13 protein-coding genes are annotated in these 15148 nt (G+C 71.3%); 12 read left to right on the top strand and 1 reads right to left on the bottom strand.

Annotation, left to right across the window (positions count from 1 at the left end; translation table 11 throughout):
* Nucleotides 1–8 precede the first annotated feature (8 nt).
* The 4 genes from ABTY61_RS22850 (at nt 9) to ABTY61_RS22835 (ending at nt 5982) form a co-directional block, all read left to right on the top strand.
* Nucleotides 9–770 (top strand): hypothetical protein, encoded by a 762-nt coding sequence (locus tag ABTY61_RS22850; protein ID WP_350506885.1) that lies wholly within the window; start codon nt 9–11, stop codon nt 768–770.
* 324 nt (nt 771–1094) lie between these two features.
* The gene (locus tag ABTY61_RS22845; protein WP_350506884.1) at nt 1095–1817 is read left to right on the top strand and encodes a PP2C family protein-serine/threonine phosphatase; all 723 of its coding nucleotides are present in this window, start codon (nt 1095–1097) and stop codon (nt 1815–1817) included.
* A gap of 2327 nt (nt 1818–4144) precedes the next feature.
* Nucleotides 4145–4771: a hypothetical protein gene (locus ABTY61_RS22840; RefSeq protein WP_350506883.1), complete on the top strand. Its 627-nt coding sequence runs from the start codon at nt 4145–4147 to the stop codon at nt 4769–4771.
* 248 nt (nt 4772–5019) lie between these two features.
* Nucleotides 5020–5982, top strand: coding sequence for a hypothetical protein (locus ABTY61_RS22835; protein ID WP_350506882.1), 963 nt, complete (start codon nt 5020–5022; stop codon nt 5980–5982).
* Between the two features lie 215 nt (nt 5983–6197).
* Here the strand turns inward: ABTY61_RS22835 and ABTY61_RS22830 are convergent, their stop codons facing one another.
* A complete protein-coding gene (locus ABTY61_RS22830; RefSeq protein WP_502895406.1) occupies nt 6198–6560 on the bottom strand; it encodes a hypothetical protein in 363 nt (120 codons plus the stop codon).
* Between the two features lie 347 nt (nt 6561–6907).
* Between ABTY61_RS22830 and ABTY61_RS22825 the strand changes: the two genes are divergently transcribed.
* From ABTY61_RS22825 to ABTY61_RS22790, 8 genes are all read left to right on the top strand, one after another.
* Complete coding sequence (locus ABTY61_RS22825; protein WP_350506881.1) at nt 6908–7285, top strand: transposase family protein; 378 nt, start codon at nt 6908–6910, stop codon at nt 7283–7285.
* A gap of 117 nt (nt 7286–7402) precedes the next feature.
* On the top strand, nt 7403–8128 hold the full coding sequence (locus ABTY61_RS22820; protein WP_350506880.1) for a GNAT family N-acetyltransferase: 726 nt from the start codon (nt 7403–7405) through the stop codon (nt 8126–8128).
* Nucleotides 8129–8865: 737 nt separating this feature from the next.
* A complete protein-coding gene (locus tag ABTY61_RS22815) occupies nt 8866–9228 on the top strand; it encodes a DUF5983 family protein (protein ID WP_350506879.1) in 363 nt (120 codons plus the stop codon).
* A 465-nt stretch (nt 9229–9693) separates the two neighbouring features.
* A complete protein-coding gene (locus ABTY61_RS22810) occupies nt 9694–10020 on the top strand; it encodes a hypothetical protein (protein ID WP_350506878.1) in 327 nt (108 codons plus the stop codon).
* A gap of 502 nt (nt 10021–10522) precedes the next feature.
* Nucleotides 10523–10885, top strand: a complete 363-nt coding sequence (locus ABTY61_RS22805; protein WP_350506877.1) for a hypothetical protein — start codon at nt 10523–10525, stop codon at nt 10883–10885.
* A 1393-nt stretch (nt 10886–12278) separates the two neighbouring features.
* On the top strand, nt 12279–12773 hold the full coding sequence (locus ABTY61_RS22800; protein WP_350506876.1) for a hypothetical protein: 495 nt from the start codon (nt 12279–12281) through the stop codon (nt 12771–12773).
* Nucleotides 12774–13354: 581 nt separating this feature from the next.
* Entirely contained in the window at nt 13355–13606 is a 252-nt protein-coding gene (locus ABTY61_RS22795) for a hypothetical protein (protein WP_350506875.1), read from the top strand.
* A 296-nt stretch (nt 13607–13902) separates the two neighbouring features.
* Nucleotides 13903–14643, top strand: coding sequence for a hypothetical protein (locus tag ABTY61_RS22790; protein ID WP_350506874.1), 741 nt, complete (start codon nt 13903–13905; stop codon nt 14641–14643).
* Nucleotides 14644–15148 lie beyond the last annotated feature (505 nt).

Raw genomic sequence — 15148 nt, 5'->3', positions numbered from 1 at the left:
AGGCCTCCATGTCCACCTTCACACGCGCCACAGACCCGCATGACCCCGACCCGACCGGACAACTGCTCCTGACGACCCTGGACGCCGCGCCCCCGATCGCCCTCGTGCTCGCCGAACTTCCCGCCGCTGGAGGACCTGGTGTCCGCTTCACGTTCACTCCGATCGGGGTGACGGTCTACTACGCAGACCGGGGAACTGCTCAACAGCGCACCGCAGTTGCTCGAGCAGTCACCAGTCACTTCGGCGCCGCCCACTGGGGACAGAAGCTGACCCACCACGGCATTGAACTCACCCACCCACGCCACCTCAGCCCTCACGCGCAGACGGATCCGCTGACCCTCTCCGCTGCGCTGCACGCCGTGGCCGGCGACAACGCCGCCCACCTCCTGGACACTGCGGGGTACCGCACGCAAGCGGCCGCACTTCGAGCAACCCTCCCTCAGCACCGTCACGCGTCTGCGAGCTCCCCGACGCAGACCGCGCCCGCGCCCGTGCGGGCAGCCACGACCTACACCGGATTCGCAGACCCGGTCGAAACAGGGACCGTCTACGGGGATCCCGGGACGCACGTGACCGACGCTCCGGTCGTCGCAGTGGAGCATCTTGTCGCCAAGCCGGCCGTCCGGCTGACGGTGCGCGCCCCCGGAGCGCAGTACCTGGCGGTGGTTCTGACGGGTTCGACCGGACCATGGGACGTCCACCCGCGTACCGCCGGACCGGACGACCTTCCACAACCGGGCAGACCCTCCGCCACCGGCCCTGCAGCCTGACCGGACAGGCCAGGAAGCCCCGCGATCCGTTCAGCGCTCCACCCTTCCTGACCATCGGCCCCACACCGGTTGAACCCAGGGGGTCCGCGCACGCCCCGAGGCTGATCCAGGGGCGTGCGCGGCCTCGCACTCCACCGCGGTTCCTCGGCCACAGGCTGACGCACCACCGAGGTACTCGAGGCTGCTCCCGCGCGCCGAGCCCAGCGCATGGCCGCGTCCGGCTGGGAAAGATGCACCTGCGCGCTGCACCACGCGCGATCTGCCATGTTCGAGGTCCCAAAGCCAGCTAAGACCCGAATCCACCCAAAGCCAAGGAGAACCTCCATGCCCCGCGCCCATGCGGCCACCCAGCGTCCCGGTGACCGGACGTACCAATGCGACGCGTGGGTCGCCCGGCATAGCACCCACGGCGAACACGCCTATGTGATTCTGGATGGAATCGGAGACAACGCGGCAACCCAGCGCTGGACGCGACGACAGGCGATGAGGATCGCTGCCAACTGCACCGCGCTCTCCGAACCGACCGAAGCGCTGCGCATTCAACGCGCCGCCGCTCTGGCCGCCAAGGAATGGGCCGAGGACGACTACGCGGACGCCGTCGCGGTCGCAGCCCTGTGGAACCCCGCATTGGGCTGCCTGGAGGTGGGCTGGTGCGGTGACTCACGTGCCTACCTCCTCATGGACGACGGCAGGATGACACCGCTGACCACGGACCACAATCTGCGTCAAGCCCTCGTCACGCAGGGCCTCGAAGCACACCCGGACGATCGCAACAGCGTCACATCGTCCCTCGCATGGCACGGGGACATCGGCACCACGGTGCTCGACCTGGAGGGCGGCCGCCTGCTCCTGGCCTCAGACGGATGCTATGAGCCGATCGACGATTCAGGCCGGGACCTGGGGCAGGAGTTGGCGCGCTACCGCGATCCCCTGGACACCGCAAACCATCTTGTGAATCTCGCGATCAACCTCGGATATGGCCGCTACCGGGATAACGCGACCTGCCTGGTGGCCGACCTGGCCCAGCCCCGGCCGACACCTTGCTGACCGATAAAGCGGCCGCCCGCAGCCGTAGCCGGTTCGACCAGCCGAGAGCGCTGTCGGTCAAGGCGGTAGACGCTTCCTGACTCAACGCGGCTGCCGCGGCGGTCCGCCGGCCCGCATCCGACAGCTGCGGCCTTGACGCCTGGCGGATGCCACCGAGTCCAGCGCAACGAGCCAGACGTCGGCCCCGCACCTTCGAGGGTCCGCCTTCGACCCGAAGCGCGGCGTGAAAGTCGGAGCGGGTCGGCGGCGGAATCCATTGTGCGCCGCTGCGCCGACGCCCGAAATGAGGCTGTGCTCCACGCCAAATGGCAGTGCGTCGATCCCCTCGACCGCCCGTCACGAGCCCGCACAAGGGCAGGCGCCCCAGGCGTAGAAGAGCAGGCAAGAGAGGCCACGCGCAACGCTGCGGCCGGCGCTATCGCTCTCCTGTACAGCGGCAGCCGACGGGACGCCATCCGCCGGCCCTTCGCAGGGCGTGCAAAGATGCAAGAGCTGTCACAGACTTGACCCCTCGCCGGTCAGGGTCATCACACCCCTGGCGAACCCCAGCCGCCCGCTCCACCTGCCGGTGGCCGCCCGTCCTCCACATGAGGGGGTGGGCCATCGCCTCACCGGGCCAGCGCACGAGCGCACCCAGTAGGCAGGCCTTGCTCGCGAAGCCGTGCTCTCGGCGGAGGTCCCTACGCGTGCCGCTGCGTACGCAACACCGTCCATCTGCCGGCGCCAACCGGCGGTTCGACCCGGCGGGAAGGTCGGCCGGGAAGACCGACGCGATCAACGGATGGACCGGGCATGGGAGACGGCAGACATCCGTTCTGCCCCCACCACAGGTGTGCTGCGACACCGACGGCGGGGACCGGCGCCGGGACGTGCCAGAACCGGTCGGCCACCCCGGCCCTCCAACGGCTCTGAGGCACTCGGGAGAGCGCGAGGTCGCACCTGGCCGCGGCCGCACACGCGAGCAGGCGAACACTCGCCCGGCGCCCCGTCCCCCTGCTGGCCCCACCCGAACTTCTCTCGGGCGGGGCCAGCAGGGGTTGACCACTCCCGCAGGGCCGCTATGGTTCCGGCCGGTTCACCCGATCCCGCTCGCTCCGACTGTTGAGGACCTTTGGGGTGCTCAAGAGGTGCGGGCCTCCTCGGGGCCGCCCTCGCCCGCCAACCGCGATGAGGGACCCAAGAGCCCCGGACCGGCCGTCATTGCCCCGAGCGAGCGGACCCCCGCAGCCCGATACTGCGTCGTGCGCTCGTCCGCGACCGGAGGCTCCTCGGGACACGCCCGCTCTCCCGGTTCCGAGGCTTTGCCGTCGGTAAAGCAACGCCTGCTCCGACTTCGGCGCCTGGTGGTGCCGACCCATTCCCGTCAGGGCGCTTCCGACCGCTTCCGCCTTGACGGTTCCGGACCGTCCAATCACCCCTGGAGGCATTCTTGTTCGGTATCCCTATTCACTACCTCCACCTTGCCTTCGTGGTGTGGTTCGCGTTCGACCTCGGGCTGGGTGTCGGCCGTCGCGAACGCCGCCAGTGGGTCGAGACCTGGTCCCCCTGGAGCCGTATCTGCATACGCTGCCAGGGCATCGGCCCCGACCAGCAGACGACGCAGACTGCGCAGCACCCGGCTGAGCACTCGGACACAGGCCCGGGAAAGGCTTCGGAACCACGATGACCCGCTCGGCCGTCGGCCACAGGGCTTGACCCGCAGGCCTCCACGGGTACCGTCCTCATGTTCTCCCCGGGAGAGCCCCGCAGGGCCCTCCCGGGGAGTGTGGTCCAGCCCACGCGGTCGTCGAGCAGCTTCCGCCCGCGCGGGCTTCCTGGCCGGGCCGTCCCGCCCCCCTTCCCCCCCCGGGGGGCGGGACGGCCCCAGACACGGGCCTACGGGGCCAGGCCAAACATGCCCCGCCAAAGCGGTACAGACAGCCCTTCCTCGTCCATCCACCGGCCGAGCACTGGCCGAGAAGGCCGGCCTCAACCCCTCGAGCCGGTCGTCCTACGGGAACAGCTACACGGTCGTCCTGGACGCAAAGGCCGGGCCGGACTCCACGTACGGATCGATCACGGTCGGCTGCCGTTCCGGGCGTGTCCTACGCGGCTCGCTCGTCCACGGCAAACGGCCAGCCCATCGTGCGCCTGGACGGCGCGCTTGCAGTTCGCGCCGAACTGAAGCGCTATGCCTGCACGCGACGGGCCAGGACACGAGAGCACTGAAGAGTATGGGCCCGCCTGCCCCCGCCTCAGTACCGAGCGTCCCAGCACCCATTCCTGCACATCCGCTCCGGCCCGGCAGCTTCTCTGTCCGGTGCCAGCATCAACCCGAAGGAAATCCTGTGACCGACCACGATGCCGGCGAGCACATCGCCCCGGTGAGAGCGCCCGGCGAGTCTGCTCAGACGAACACCACCAAGCCCGCGACCACCGAGCCCACTTGGTACCCGAAGGCCGAGTCCGCCTATCAGGCGCAGCGCCTGGAACGGCAGGCCGACACGTACCTGCGCCTGCGGCGCCAGGCCGATCAGGTCAATGCCCGCCTGGCGGAGCTCGGCATCACTCCGGTCCGGCCCGCCGATGTTGTCCAGGGACTGGTCCTGCAGCCGGCTCTGCTGCTGGAAGCCGACGACGAACGTGAGCCGTATGAGGTGTTCGCCACCTGGGACGACGACAGCGGCTCGGTGGCCGTGGCCGTCCAGGACTGCCGGGAACCTTGGCAGGGCGGACCTCGGGTCTCGCGGCCGCTCACCGACCTGGGCGACATCGCGGCCGCCCGGCATGAGGGTGCTCCCGCACCCAAGCCTGTGCCGCAGGACCTGCGGGCGCACGCTCTTGCCTCCATCCGCGGACTGAACGCGGACCACCTCACACCGGACGGCCACGTTATCGCCGAGCAGATCGCCGCGCTCACGGCCGCCGTCCTGCACCTGTCCGACTTCATCACCCGCGTCCACGACCGGCCCTGACCGCCCGAAGCGCCCCGCCAGGCCCCGCCGTCTCAGTGTCGCAGCACGAGAGCGGCGGGGCCTGGCCCGTCAAGGAACTGGGAAGTCACCTCCTGCCCCCTTCTTCCCGGGCATGGTGTGGAGCGGCTGACCCCGCCCCATGCCGGGGCTTGATCGGTGGCTGTGCGTGGCTACCTTCCTCCCCGTCGCGAGATCCGCCGTACCCTGGGCCGCGCCCGGGCCGACACCACGGAACGAAGGAAACCCGCATGCCCGACCACAACACGCCCGTCTCGACCACCGAACCGGCTGCCGCCACCGCCCACCAGCGGCAGGAAGCCCGCCGGACCCCTGAGCAGCACGCCGAGAAGGAGATCGCGGCCGCCGACCGGATGAGCGCGCACCGAGCCACGAACCCCCACCACACCATGAACTTCCGCGAAGCCAGCGGCAGCGGCCCCTCGCGCTGCCCCCACGACCCGAACAACCCCGCCTACACCCCCCACGCGGCCGAGCCCGTGGACGCCCCCGCCCCGATGACCGGAACCACCTCCAACCACCAACCCCCACAGAGCCCGTCACCACGATCAGGCCGCGAAACACGCGCACCAGCGGCAGGTTGGCGCCAGGTCCCGATGCCCGCCGCGATCAAGACACTGCCCCGGGACGGGCGCGGATACCCCGTTGGATGGGCGACCAGGTGGGACAGCGGCACCATGACGGTCCGCAACATCGCGGACACGGGACCCACCCTGGTCTGCACCTGCGTCACAGGCCGTGGCCGACCCCTTCTCGGACAGCTCTGCCCGCAGCGCCAGCGCGCCTGCATAGACGAGCGCAGGTGCCAGCAATGCGGGCAACGCATCAAAAACCGACACCCCGCGCTGTTCATCGCCGGAGCCCCCGACACCAGCGGACCCGACTGCGTCATCGAGGCCCCCCTCCACCGTTCCTGCGCCGCCTACACGATCCAGGTGTGCCCTCACCTGATCACCGGCTACCGAAGCGACGCCCTGTACGTCGCCCAGGTGCAGAACTACCTCGTACTGGAGCAACGCGCCCGCCCTGAACGCCTCGACATGGCTCATCACACCCGCATGCTGACCCAGCCCTTCATCCCCGGAGACCCAGCCGCCCACGCGTTCGGAGCCCTGGACAACCTCCTGGCCGTACCCCAGGGCCCCTGGGTACCCGCGACCCAATGGCTGGCGGACTACCAGACGGCCCAATAGGGCCCCCGAACCCCATGCCTGCGCCACAGGCTCACGCACCCACCACGACGTGTCGATGCCCGAGACACAGGCACCGCTGCCTGGGGCCGCGCTGCGCCCTCGGCCCGGCCCGTACCGGCCTGCCAGTGCGGTGCCAGGCAACAAGCCCCCGCTTCGGCGGTGGCCGCGCTTGGCCGGGCGCAGCGCGCCGCCTCGTCCATGACGTGACTGGGAGATCAGCACCGCGGCGCCGTCCGCGGCCAGCTGGTGGAACAGCTGCCACAACTCCTGCCGAAGCGCGGGATCGAGCCCGACGGTCGGTTCGTCGAGCACCAGCAGCCTGGGGGCACCGAGCAGCGCCGCGGCCGGCGAGACCGGGCGCGCTGGCCGCCGGACAGGCGCGCGATCCGGTGGTGCGCGCGGCCGGTGAGCCCGACCAGGGCCACCATCCGGGCCGGATCGGTGCGCGGTGCGCCGAGCACCTCGGCGAAGTAGCGCAGGTTCTCCAGCACGCTCAGGTCCGCGTCGACGGACGGTGACTGGGTCACGTAGCCGAGCCGGTCGCGCAGCCGCGGGCTGTCGGCGGGTCGGCCAAGCACGCGCGTCCCCGGCCCCGATCCGCTGGATTCCCATGATCGCGGGCAGAAGAGTGGTCTTGCCGAAGCCGCTCGGCCCGAGCAGCCCGGTCACCGAGCCGTGGGCGACGTCCAGGTCCAGATCGTGCAGCACCCGTTGGCCGGCCCGGGTCACTCTCAGTCCGCGGATCTCCACGGCGCGCGGTCCAGTTGATGCTTTGGCCGGGCACTTGCCCCTCGTGGTCGAGCGCCTTCGGTGGTGGGTTCTGGACGTTCATGGTGACAACGGCGCCGTCAGCATCTCCTGCTGGCCGTGAGACACCCAGGGTTGGGGTGGAACCAGTACCCGCCCGGCCTCGTTCCTGCCCCGGATGCTCCGGCTCGGTAGAGCCGTCCGGATCGCAGCACGGTGCAGTACGCCGAACGCCCCGTGCCCGGCGTGCGGGAGCGTGTCGGCGCGGGTGCACAGCCGATACGTACGAAGACTCGCCGACACGGCCATCGGAGCACAGGCCACGGCGATCGACCTGCTGGTCCGCCGCTTCGCCTGTGTCCATGCCCCGGGAGGACCCGGACCAGGGAACTCACCGGGACTTGATCGGGGGGCGGTGTTTTCTATGGTGCAGCCACGCCACACGGGCCGTCCGATTTTCGGCTCGTGTGAGTCCAGCTCGCCCGATCTCGCCCTGGCTGGGCAACCCCCCCCCGTGACCTCATACGAGAGGTCCTGGCAGATGGCGCGCCTTTGATGGGTCTCACGCCAATCTTCGAGCCCGGGACGGATTCTGCCCGCTTGTCAGGACTCACGAGATCAGGGCGGACACCGGCACCCGCCCGCTGATGGGCGACAACATCGGAGACAAACTGTGACCAGCTACCGCTTTAACACCGACCCCACCCATCCGGCCCCCGATCCTGGCGGAGCCGACAGGGGCAGAATTGAGGGGCTGCGGATCCGCCCTGCGACCCCCGCCGACGCCGACACTGTGATTGACCTCATGTCTCACATCGACCTCCACCAGCGTGCGGAGGACCTGTCCCAGATTTTCGACACCATCCGCCTTCTGATCACTACCCAGACCACGGACTTGGCCGGGCGGGATGCCGAGCTCGGGTCTGGCTGGCGCCTGTCCCACGGCATCAACCATGCGCTGATCGCCGAGTACGACGGGAACTCTGTTGGGATGGTCCGCTGCGGACCGTCCCCCTGGCTCACAGAGAACCCGCAGTTCAAGGCGATCTACGGTATGCGCCGCGCTCTTACCGCGAAGCTCAGCTCGATCGGCGAGCTCGCGGTGATGCCCGCGTACCGCAAGCGCGGCATCGCCAGTGCCCTGCTGCTGCAGGCGGAGGATGACTACCGCGCTTCTGGTTACAGGGCCCTGACACTTCAACACGACCGAAGCTTGACCAGCTTCTACACCAAACTCGGCTACGCCAGCGCTTCCCGCCTTACCCTTGAGCTCCCCGCCCTTGGCCGCGTTCCCCGCATCAACCGGGGGTGGAGGCAAGCTGTCAAGGCCTTGGTGAACGAAGCGTCCGTGGTCATCGTGTACGGCGACCCGGTCCTCACCGGGCTCTTGGACCGCTGACCTGCGTTCTGCCCGTTTGTCAGCACCGCTTTGCCCCGGGCCCGTCTCCGTTGGGGGCGGGCCCCTCACATGTGTTCCGCCGGAGAGCCCGCCTGTTCCCGGTTCCCGATGTCGACTGGCAGGGGTGATCGCCATGCCCCGGCCGCCCATCCCCCGGCGGGCCCTGGCCGTCCGGTCGCTGGGCCGGTCTGCGTGCGGGCTCTGGTCGCGGTTCGGCCCACCCGCCGTCGTGTGACCGTCGATCCCGCCCGGCTGCGTTGACCCGTCAGATGCCCCGCGGCTCGCTGCCGCGCCGTCCGGGTAAGCGATCCAGCGGACAGCCAGGGTGCCGGCTCCCGCTGCGCCTTGGCTGTCGGCCGCCCGGGCCGGGCCGGGGGAGTGGCTTGGGCCTTGACCGGCAAGGACGGGCCATTATGGTCCGTCCTGCCCCCGGTCCGCCCGCTGCTGGCTGTCCGGAGCACCCCGCTTTGGGTGCTCTGGCTGGTACGGGCACCTTGCCGGGGCTCGCCTCCCCACTGGCCGAGCCAGTGGGCCCAGGGGCGACGGCGGTGCCGCGCTGGTGCGCCGACAGATCGAGGCGGCCCGCCCGGGCCCGCAGCGCCGGGACACAAGCCGCTTCCGTTCCCGTCCCGGGTCCCTCCGGGCCGGTGGGGCCGGAACCCCATTATCCCGGCCGGTGGTGCGGGAAGGTCTTGCCGGCCCGGACCACATCGCGAATCCCAACCAGGAGATGAATTGTGACGGGAATCAACTTACCCGCTCCGTCGTCCGGCCCCAGATCCGGCACCCCGCGGCCGGATACGTCGGTCGTACCCCAGCGCCGGGGACGCGCGTCGGACCTGAACATCCGCAGCTACCTGGACCTCTCCACCGCCCACCTCCGCGCGGAGACCCGTGCAGACCTCGACGCCTACGAGGACGTGGTGGCCTACAGGACGGAGTACGGATGGCTGGTGTACGCCTCCGAAGATCCAGAGGGGGAGTGGCCCTCGGAGCTGGTCCCGATCGTAAGGCTTGCCCGCGAGCACGGTTGCGAGTACGTCCTGTTTGACGCCGACGCGACGGTGGCCGACCGGCTTCCCACGTTTGACGCGCAGTAGAGGACTCCGGCCGAGGCCCGTTGCCGCGCGCCGGGTGCCGAGAAGGGCCAGGTCCGGCTGTTGCGCACGTCCATGCGGTGGCCCAGGCCTCTGGGAGAGGGGCAAGATGCCCTCTCCATCCCTCTTCCTGGCGCCCCGCACCCACTCCCGGTGGACCCCGGTGGCCTGCACCACACGTGCCGCCCGCCCGTCCGGCCGCCGAGACCCTGCCTGCGCGCTGGTGGCCGGGCAGGGGGCGGTCCCGCCCCGCCTGGCGGCCCCGCCCCGCCCCGCATCCCCCTTACCGGGGAGTACGCCCCGCACCCTGCCCGCGTGCAGTGTGCGGGGTGGCTCCCGCCCCCGGTCCGGGGTCCTGCGCTGGGCGTCACCCGCCGGGCGTCCGCCTACGGGTGTCCCACCGGGCGGGGGCGCCGCGGCCTGTCGGCGGGTTGTCCGTTCACTGACTGAATCATGGAGGGAATCCCTGTGCACGACCTGAAGTTCGATCCTGCATCGCCGCTGGGAGCAAAGATCGCCGGGCTGTTCAACCAGATCAAGACCGACATCGAGGAGGACGACGGTTCCTGGCCCGGCGGCGATGTCGTGGACGCGTTGGACCGGTGGTTCGGCGAGTTGGGAATCGACGTCGAAGACGACGTGATCGCCACCAACGCCACGGCCGATGCCAGCCCCGCCGTCGACTTGACCACTGAAGCGATCGAGGACGAGGACGAGGACGACGGACACCATGACTGCCTCGGCGTCCACGCCGGCCCCGAAGGTCCCCGGGACTGCGACGGCCGCGAGTACTGACCAGAGCGTGCCGTTCAGCAGGCGCGACCCGCCCCCGACGGCGGGAAGGGGGTTCCCTGAGGGTTGCCCTTCCACTCCTCCGTAGTCTTGAGAGGGGCGAGGGCAATAACCGGGCATGGGGAAAGTGCCCACCCCCACGGTGGGGCCTGCGGGGTCCTGCCCGATGGTTGTTGTTGACCGGGCGGGGTCTGCGTAGTCGGCGTCCACCTCGGGCCCGGCCCCCGTCCGCGGCTGCCCGCCAGAGCCAGGCGAGCGCCCCCCGCCGCAGCCCCCCGGGCCCGTGCCCGCAGTGCTTCGGCGGCAACGGGCCGAAGACGCCCTCATGCCCGGTTCTGTGTCCCGCGTTACCCGCAGTGCCGCGCCCGCCCGGGTACCCCGGTTCCTGTCGTTGGACCCGGTCCCGCACGCCCGCAGCGCTGACATCCTGGAGAACTCCCTTCGCCGGGCCCCGGTCGACCACCTGGGCCCGGCACCACCGACCGACCGGCGAAGGAGCAGTACCGTGAAGTACGAATGGGAGCAGAGGAACCCCGGCACGAACTGGGGGATCGAGCTGGACCACAACGGCACCGCCCGGCTGGTGTCCGGTCCCTACACCGTGGACCTGGAGGTCCGCGACGCCGCGTACGTGGAGTCCGGCACCGGCGACGTCTCGGCCGGCGTGCGGATCATCGCCCGCGTCCACGTCAGCGGGAAGGGCCTGTTCCAGCACCGGCTGGCCCGACACACCGCCAACGTGATCCCCCTGGACGCCTGGGACCGGCGCCCCGCCTACCTGCGTGAGACCGTCCAGGACGCCCTGGTCCAGGCGGAGCGCGCCTGGACCCGCCTGACGGCCCTGCACTACGACGCCATGGGAGCCTGACCCTGGACCTGGACCACACCCATCCGCGCTGGACGTCGTCTACACCGGGGCCCCGGGGCGTTGTCGTGCTTCGCGTGCGGTTGCGCCGGGCGGCGTTCCTTCCGGCTGTGGTCTGCGGTCCGTGCCCGGATGCCCCGGCCAAGTCCCCGCCCGTCCTCGGGGTAGTCCCGCCCCGAAGGCGTGCGGCCGCCGCTGGCCTGCCCATCACCAGCCTCACCCCAACCCGCCAGGCGGCCGCCTCGGAGAGGACCCGGACGGCCATCGCCCCCGGGAGGGCGCACGGCACGACGGCACCAGCCATGTCAGCCGCTTCCTCCGAGGCCCCTGATACCTCACGGAGAGTCCCGCATGAGTGAGCCCATCGCCCGCGACCGGCCACCGCACCACCGCAGGCAGTGCCCGGTGACGAACGGTCAGACCCCCGCCCCACCCCCCCACACCGGGCGCGACGATCCCGCCCCGTGATCCCGACTGCGCCTGCGGCTGGTCCCCGGTCCGAGGCCGGATCTGGTGCGAGCACTGCCTCATCGACGGCCCCCGGACCGGCACTCTCGCCGACCCCAGCACCACTGCCGAACCGCCCCGCTGACACCCGGCACCGGCCAAGCCCCCCGGGGGTCGAACCCGACGCCGCCACCTGACGACCCGGGGGCACCGGCGGCAGGCCCCCACCACACGACCGAAGAGACCGCCGCGCCCACCGTCTACGGCGCCGCGAACAGCAACCGGCCCCTACGCCGCCTGCACCAGCCTCCAAGCCGCGCAGGCCGCCATCGAGACCGACCAGCGGACCTTCGAGCGGAACCCCACTGACTACCGATGGGACGAAGAGAGCAACGCTGATGGCGGCAGCCTGTGGCAGCTGAGGACCAAGAGCCTCACCGGCCGCTGGGCCAAGGCCTACATCGCTATCCACGAACTCCCGCTCAGCTGACCACGCCCCGGCCTGCCGTCACCCCGCGGCAGGCCGGCCTCCCGACCCGAGGAACCGGCGGATCCCCCGGCGTGTCGTTCGGGCGAAGGGGCCGGCAGGTCCTCGGCCGAGGCGCCGCAACCGGCGATGAGGACGAGCCGCAGCGCGGCGCCCTGCACACCGCAGCCCGTCTGGCAGGCGGGCCCAGCAGTCTGGCCGGCCAGACAGTCCCGGAGCCCCTCGAACCCGGACAATGCCACGCCGGTTGCGGTCGCCCGGTCCAGCTCCCCGGCTTGGGGATTGACCGGGCCGGAAGCCCGCATACGGTACGGCGTGCGCCGCCTCCCTGACCGGCCGCCGCGCCTGATTCAAGGTAAGGCCACGTCCCCGGGGCCGGCGGCAGGCACCGCCTCCCCGGGGGGCCGTCGATTAACGCCGGCCTGGAACCACGTTCACAACACGCACTGACCTGGAGCCACGATGCAGCTCTCCCTTATCCTCACCAGCCCCGGGCGTCCGACGGTCCGGATCGGTCCCTTCGACAACAGGGTCGCCGCGGACCAGTTCCGGTGCGGGCTGGGCGGCCAGCTCCACACCACGCGCCACCCGGAGGGCCTGACCGTGACCATCGCCCCGTTCGACCCCCTTGAGTCGCACCTGACCGCCTCCCTGCCCCAGGACGCCCGGGAGCTGGTCATGCTGGTGCTGGACCACCCCACGGAAACCTTCCCCCAGCTCTACACCCGCCTGATAGCCGAACACGGACCCGACACAGCGCAGGACGTCTGGGAGGAGGTGCAGGCGATGGCCGCCGAGTTCTGCAAGGCCCGTGTGGTTGGCGGCCCCGGCCATTGGTGCGCGCTGCCGGTCGACCACCCGTCGGTCGTGCACGTGGATCGCCACGGATACGGCTGGAAGAACGGCTCCGAGCACCCGCGTACGTCCGTGGTGCTCCTGGCCGACCGGCTCAACTGACAGGCCGCCGGACGCGGCCCGCATCGACACCTGCCCAAGCGCCCGCTCGGGGCTGCGGCTGGCACCGCCACCCCGAGCCCCTTCGAATCAAGCACTGAAGCCCCGGGGTGTCCGTCAGCCCGTGTTCCGGCGGCCGCCGCCGGCGGCGCCGCTTGCTGGTCCGGGGTCTGGGGGAGTGGCTCACCTCGATGCCCCGGCTGGCGGCTGCTCTGGTCTGTCTGCTGCGCCTCCTGCTGCGTCCGCTGCTTCCGCCTGGGGCGGTCTCAGGGCCGCCGCTGCGCCCACCCGCCTACCCCGGGCGTCCCGGGCCTGCCGCCGTCCCGGCCGCCGCTGGCTCCGGCGCACATCGGCCCCCGGGGCTGCGCGGCTGGCGGGTTGACTGGCTTTCCTGCGCGGCTACCTTCCCGTTCCGACGCGAGACCCCGTACTGCCGCCCCCTGGGCAGCCGGCCTGGGGCGGGGGAGCAGCGGCACCCCTCGGGCCGTGCCGCCCGGGCGTTCCCACCGTTGCCGCCGGGCCTGGGGCGGTCGCCTGTGAGTCATGACCCGGATACAGCCGCGACACGAAGGAGCATTCCGCCGATGACCAGCCAGCACGCCAGTACCTCGGGCGATGACTGCCCCGCCCACACGGTACCCGGCGGCGGCCCACACACCGTGCACCGCCAGTGTGAGGGCTGCCTGTTCCCGACTGCCGCTCTGGAAGAGGCCTATCTCGCGGGTCGGCTCACCGTGGTCTGGGAACTGTGTCCCCGCCACGAACGCGAGTGCGCCATCCTCCAGGCGGGATCTAACGGGGCCCTCGTAGCGAACGACGGCTACCACTACTTCTGACAGCCCGCCCCGCTGCCCCGTCCCCTGGCACCCGGCCATCACCCTTTGACGGCCGGGCACCAGGGGACGGCCGCGCGGGTCTGCCGGGCCGCATCGGCCCATCACGGTGCGGTTCAGACCAGTTGACCGGCAGTGCCGCACGGCTACCTTCCCTCCCGTCGCGCCCGTACCGGTGAACCCGCCCGGTGCACCACCCACACCTCCCGCCCGGCGGCTTCCTGCCACGCCCTGGCCCCTTGTGGCCAGTCCTGTCCAGGCAAGGGCCGCCACCACAACCGAAGGAGAACCCTCCCGCCATGAGTGGCTACTACGGCTCGCAAGGCGTCGCCTGGCTGGACGAGGCGCTTCCGGCCGCCCGGTTCCCGGCCGGGCCCTGGGACACGGCGACGCCGCACCAGGCATCCCTCCTCGTCCCCGGCCAGGCCCTGACCACCGCCTGGAACCAGGAACAGGAGCACGTCCACGCACACACCCGCTACACCCTGCTGCCCGGCGACCTGCCGGACACCGTCACGGGCCTGGCCTGGACGACCCGCGACCCCGGCGGCGACGACGGCGCACGGCTGCACCTCCTCGACACCCTCAACCGGTTCGCCGCGTGTGCCGACGGCGCCAGCGCCGTGATCTGGGGCGTCGCCGTCGGCTACGAGGTCGAGTACTTCCCCCAGGTGATCACCTACACCCCCGGCACCGGCTTCACCGACGAGTCGTTGCCCGAACAGGGCACGTACGCGTTCTTCCACCCCGCGCAGTGCCGCACCGCTGTCTTCACGGCGCCGACGCCCGGCAACGAGCCCGCCGCGGAAGAGCGGCGCCGGGTGCCGGCCGATCACTTCACCGCGGTGCTCACGGGCCTCGGCTACCCGACGGCGGCCAGCCGGGTGCGGCTGGTTACGGAGAACGCTGCCTGCCCCGACTGCCTTCAGCCGGCGCTCTTTCCCGCGGACGGGAACCTGGGGAGCAGCGACGAGATCCGCGCCAGCGTGTGTGCGTGCCAGCGCTGTGACGGGACCGGATTCCTCCCGCTGCCTGGCTGACGACCGTGTCCAGGCGCGGCACCGGGAACGCACGGTCCCGTGCCTTCGCCCGCAGCCGCGCAGGCCCGTCCGCAGTACCGCCCCTGGCAGGCAATGCCCGGCCACTGTGGCTGTCCTGTCGGCGTGTCCGGGGGTGACCCGGCCGCGCGGGGTGGCTGCCGTCCTACCCGTCGTGCTGCCGTCCTGTGGTCCCTGCCGGTTCCCGGCTGCCGAGTCGTGTTGCGCCGGCTTTGCGGGGCGGGCATCCCCCCGAGGGCCTCCCCGTCCCCCCAACCCGCCCGACCCGCCCAGGCACATCCCGCCCGGCCGCCCTCGTCCCCGGATCTGCGTCCGGTCCCCTGGCTGTTCTGGTCCGGGGTTGACTGGCCGTGTCACGCCGTTATGGTCCGGCTCGTTCCTCCCGGTACCGCCCGCAACGGTCGTTGAGCAACCGGCCGTTGCGGGCTTCCCCGGGAGGGGGCGTGTCCTCCCCGTGTCCCGCGCTGCGGGTCGAGGATCCCTCCTC

Origin of the sequence: Kitasatospora sp. NPDC096128, from assembly GCF_040303105.1 — a bacterium.
Lineage (GTDB): Bacteria > Actinomycetota > Actinomycetes > Streptomycetales > Streptomycetaceae > Kitasatospora.
Note: the sequence above shows the minus strand (reverse complement) of the source record. Positions and strands in the feature narration are given on the sequence as shown.

What these genes read in the sequence shown, in the direction of transcription:
- ABTY61_RS22845 (WP_350506884.1), top strand. Translation starts at nt 1,095, where the DNA reads ATGCCCCGCGCCCATGCGGCCACCCAGCGTCCCGGTGACCGGACGTAC.
- ABTY61_RS22825 (WP_350506881.1), top strand. Translation starts at nt 6,908, where the DNA reads ATGCTCCGGCTCGGTAGAGCCGTCCGGATCGCAGCACGGTGCAGTACG.
- ABTY61_RS22795 (WP_350506875.1), top strand. Translation starts at nt 13,355, where the DNA reads ATGACCAGCCAGCACGCCAGTACCTCGGGCGATGACTGCCCCGCCCAC.
- ABTY61_RS22790 (WP_350506874.1), top strand. Translation starts at nt 13,903, where the DNA reads ATGAGTGGCTACTACGGCTCGCAAGGCGTCGCCTGGCTGGACGAGGCG.
- ABTY61_RS22800 (WP_350506876.1), top strand. Translation starts at nt 12,279, where the DNA reads ATGCAGCTCTCCCTTATCCTCACCAGCCCCGGGCGTCCGACGGTCCGG.
- ABTY61_RS22850 (WP_350506885.1), top strand. Translation starts at nt 9, where the DNA reads ATGTCCACCTTCACACGCGCCACAGACCCGCATGACCCCGACCCGACC.
- ABTY61_RS22835 (WP_350506882.1), top strand. Translation starts at nt 5,020, where the DNA reads ATGCCCGACCACAACACGCCCGTCTCGACCACCGAACCGGCTGCCGCC.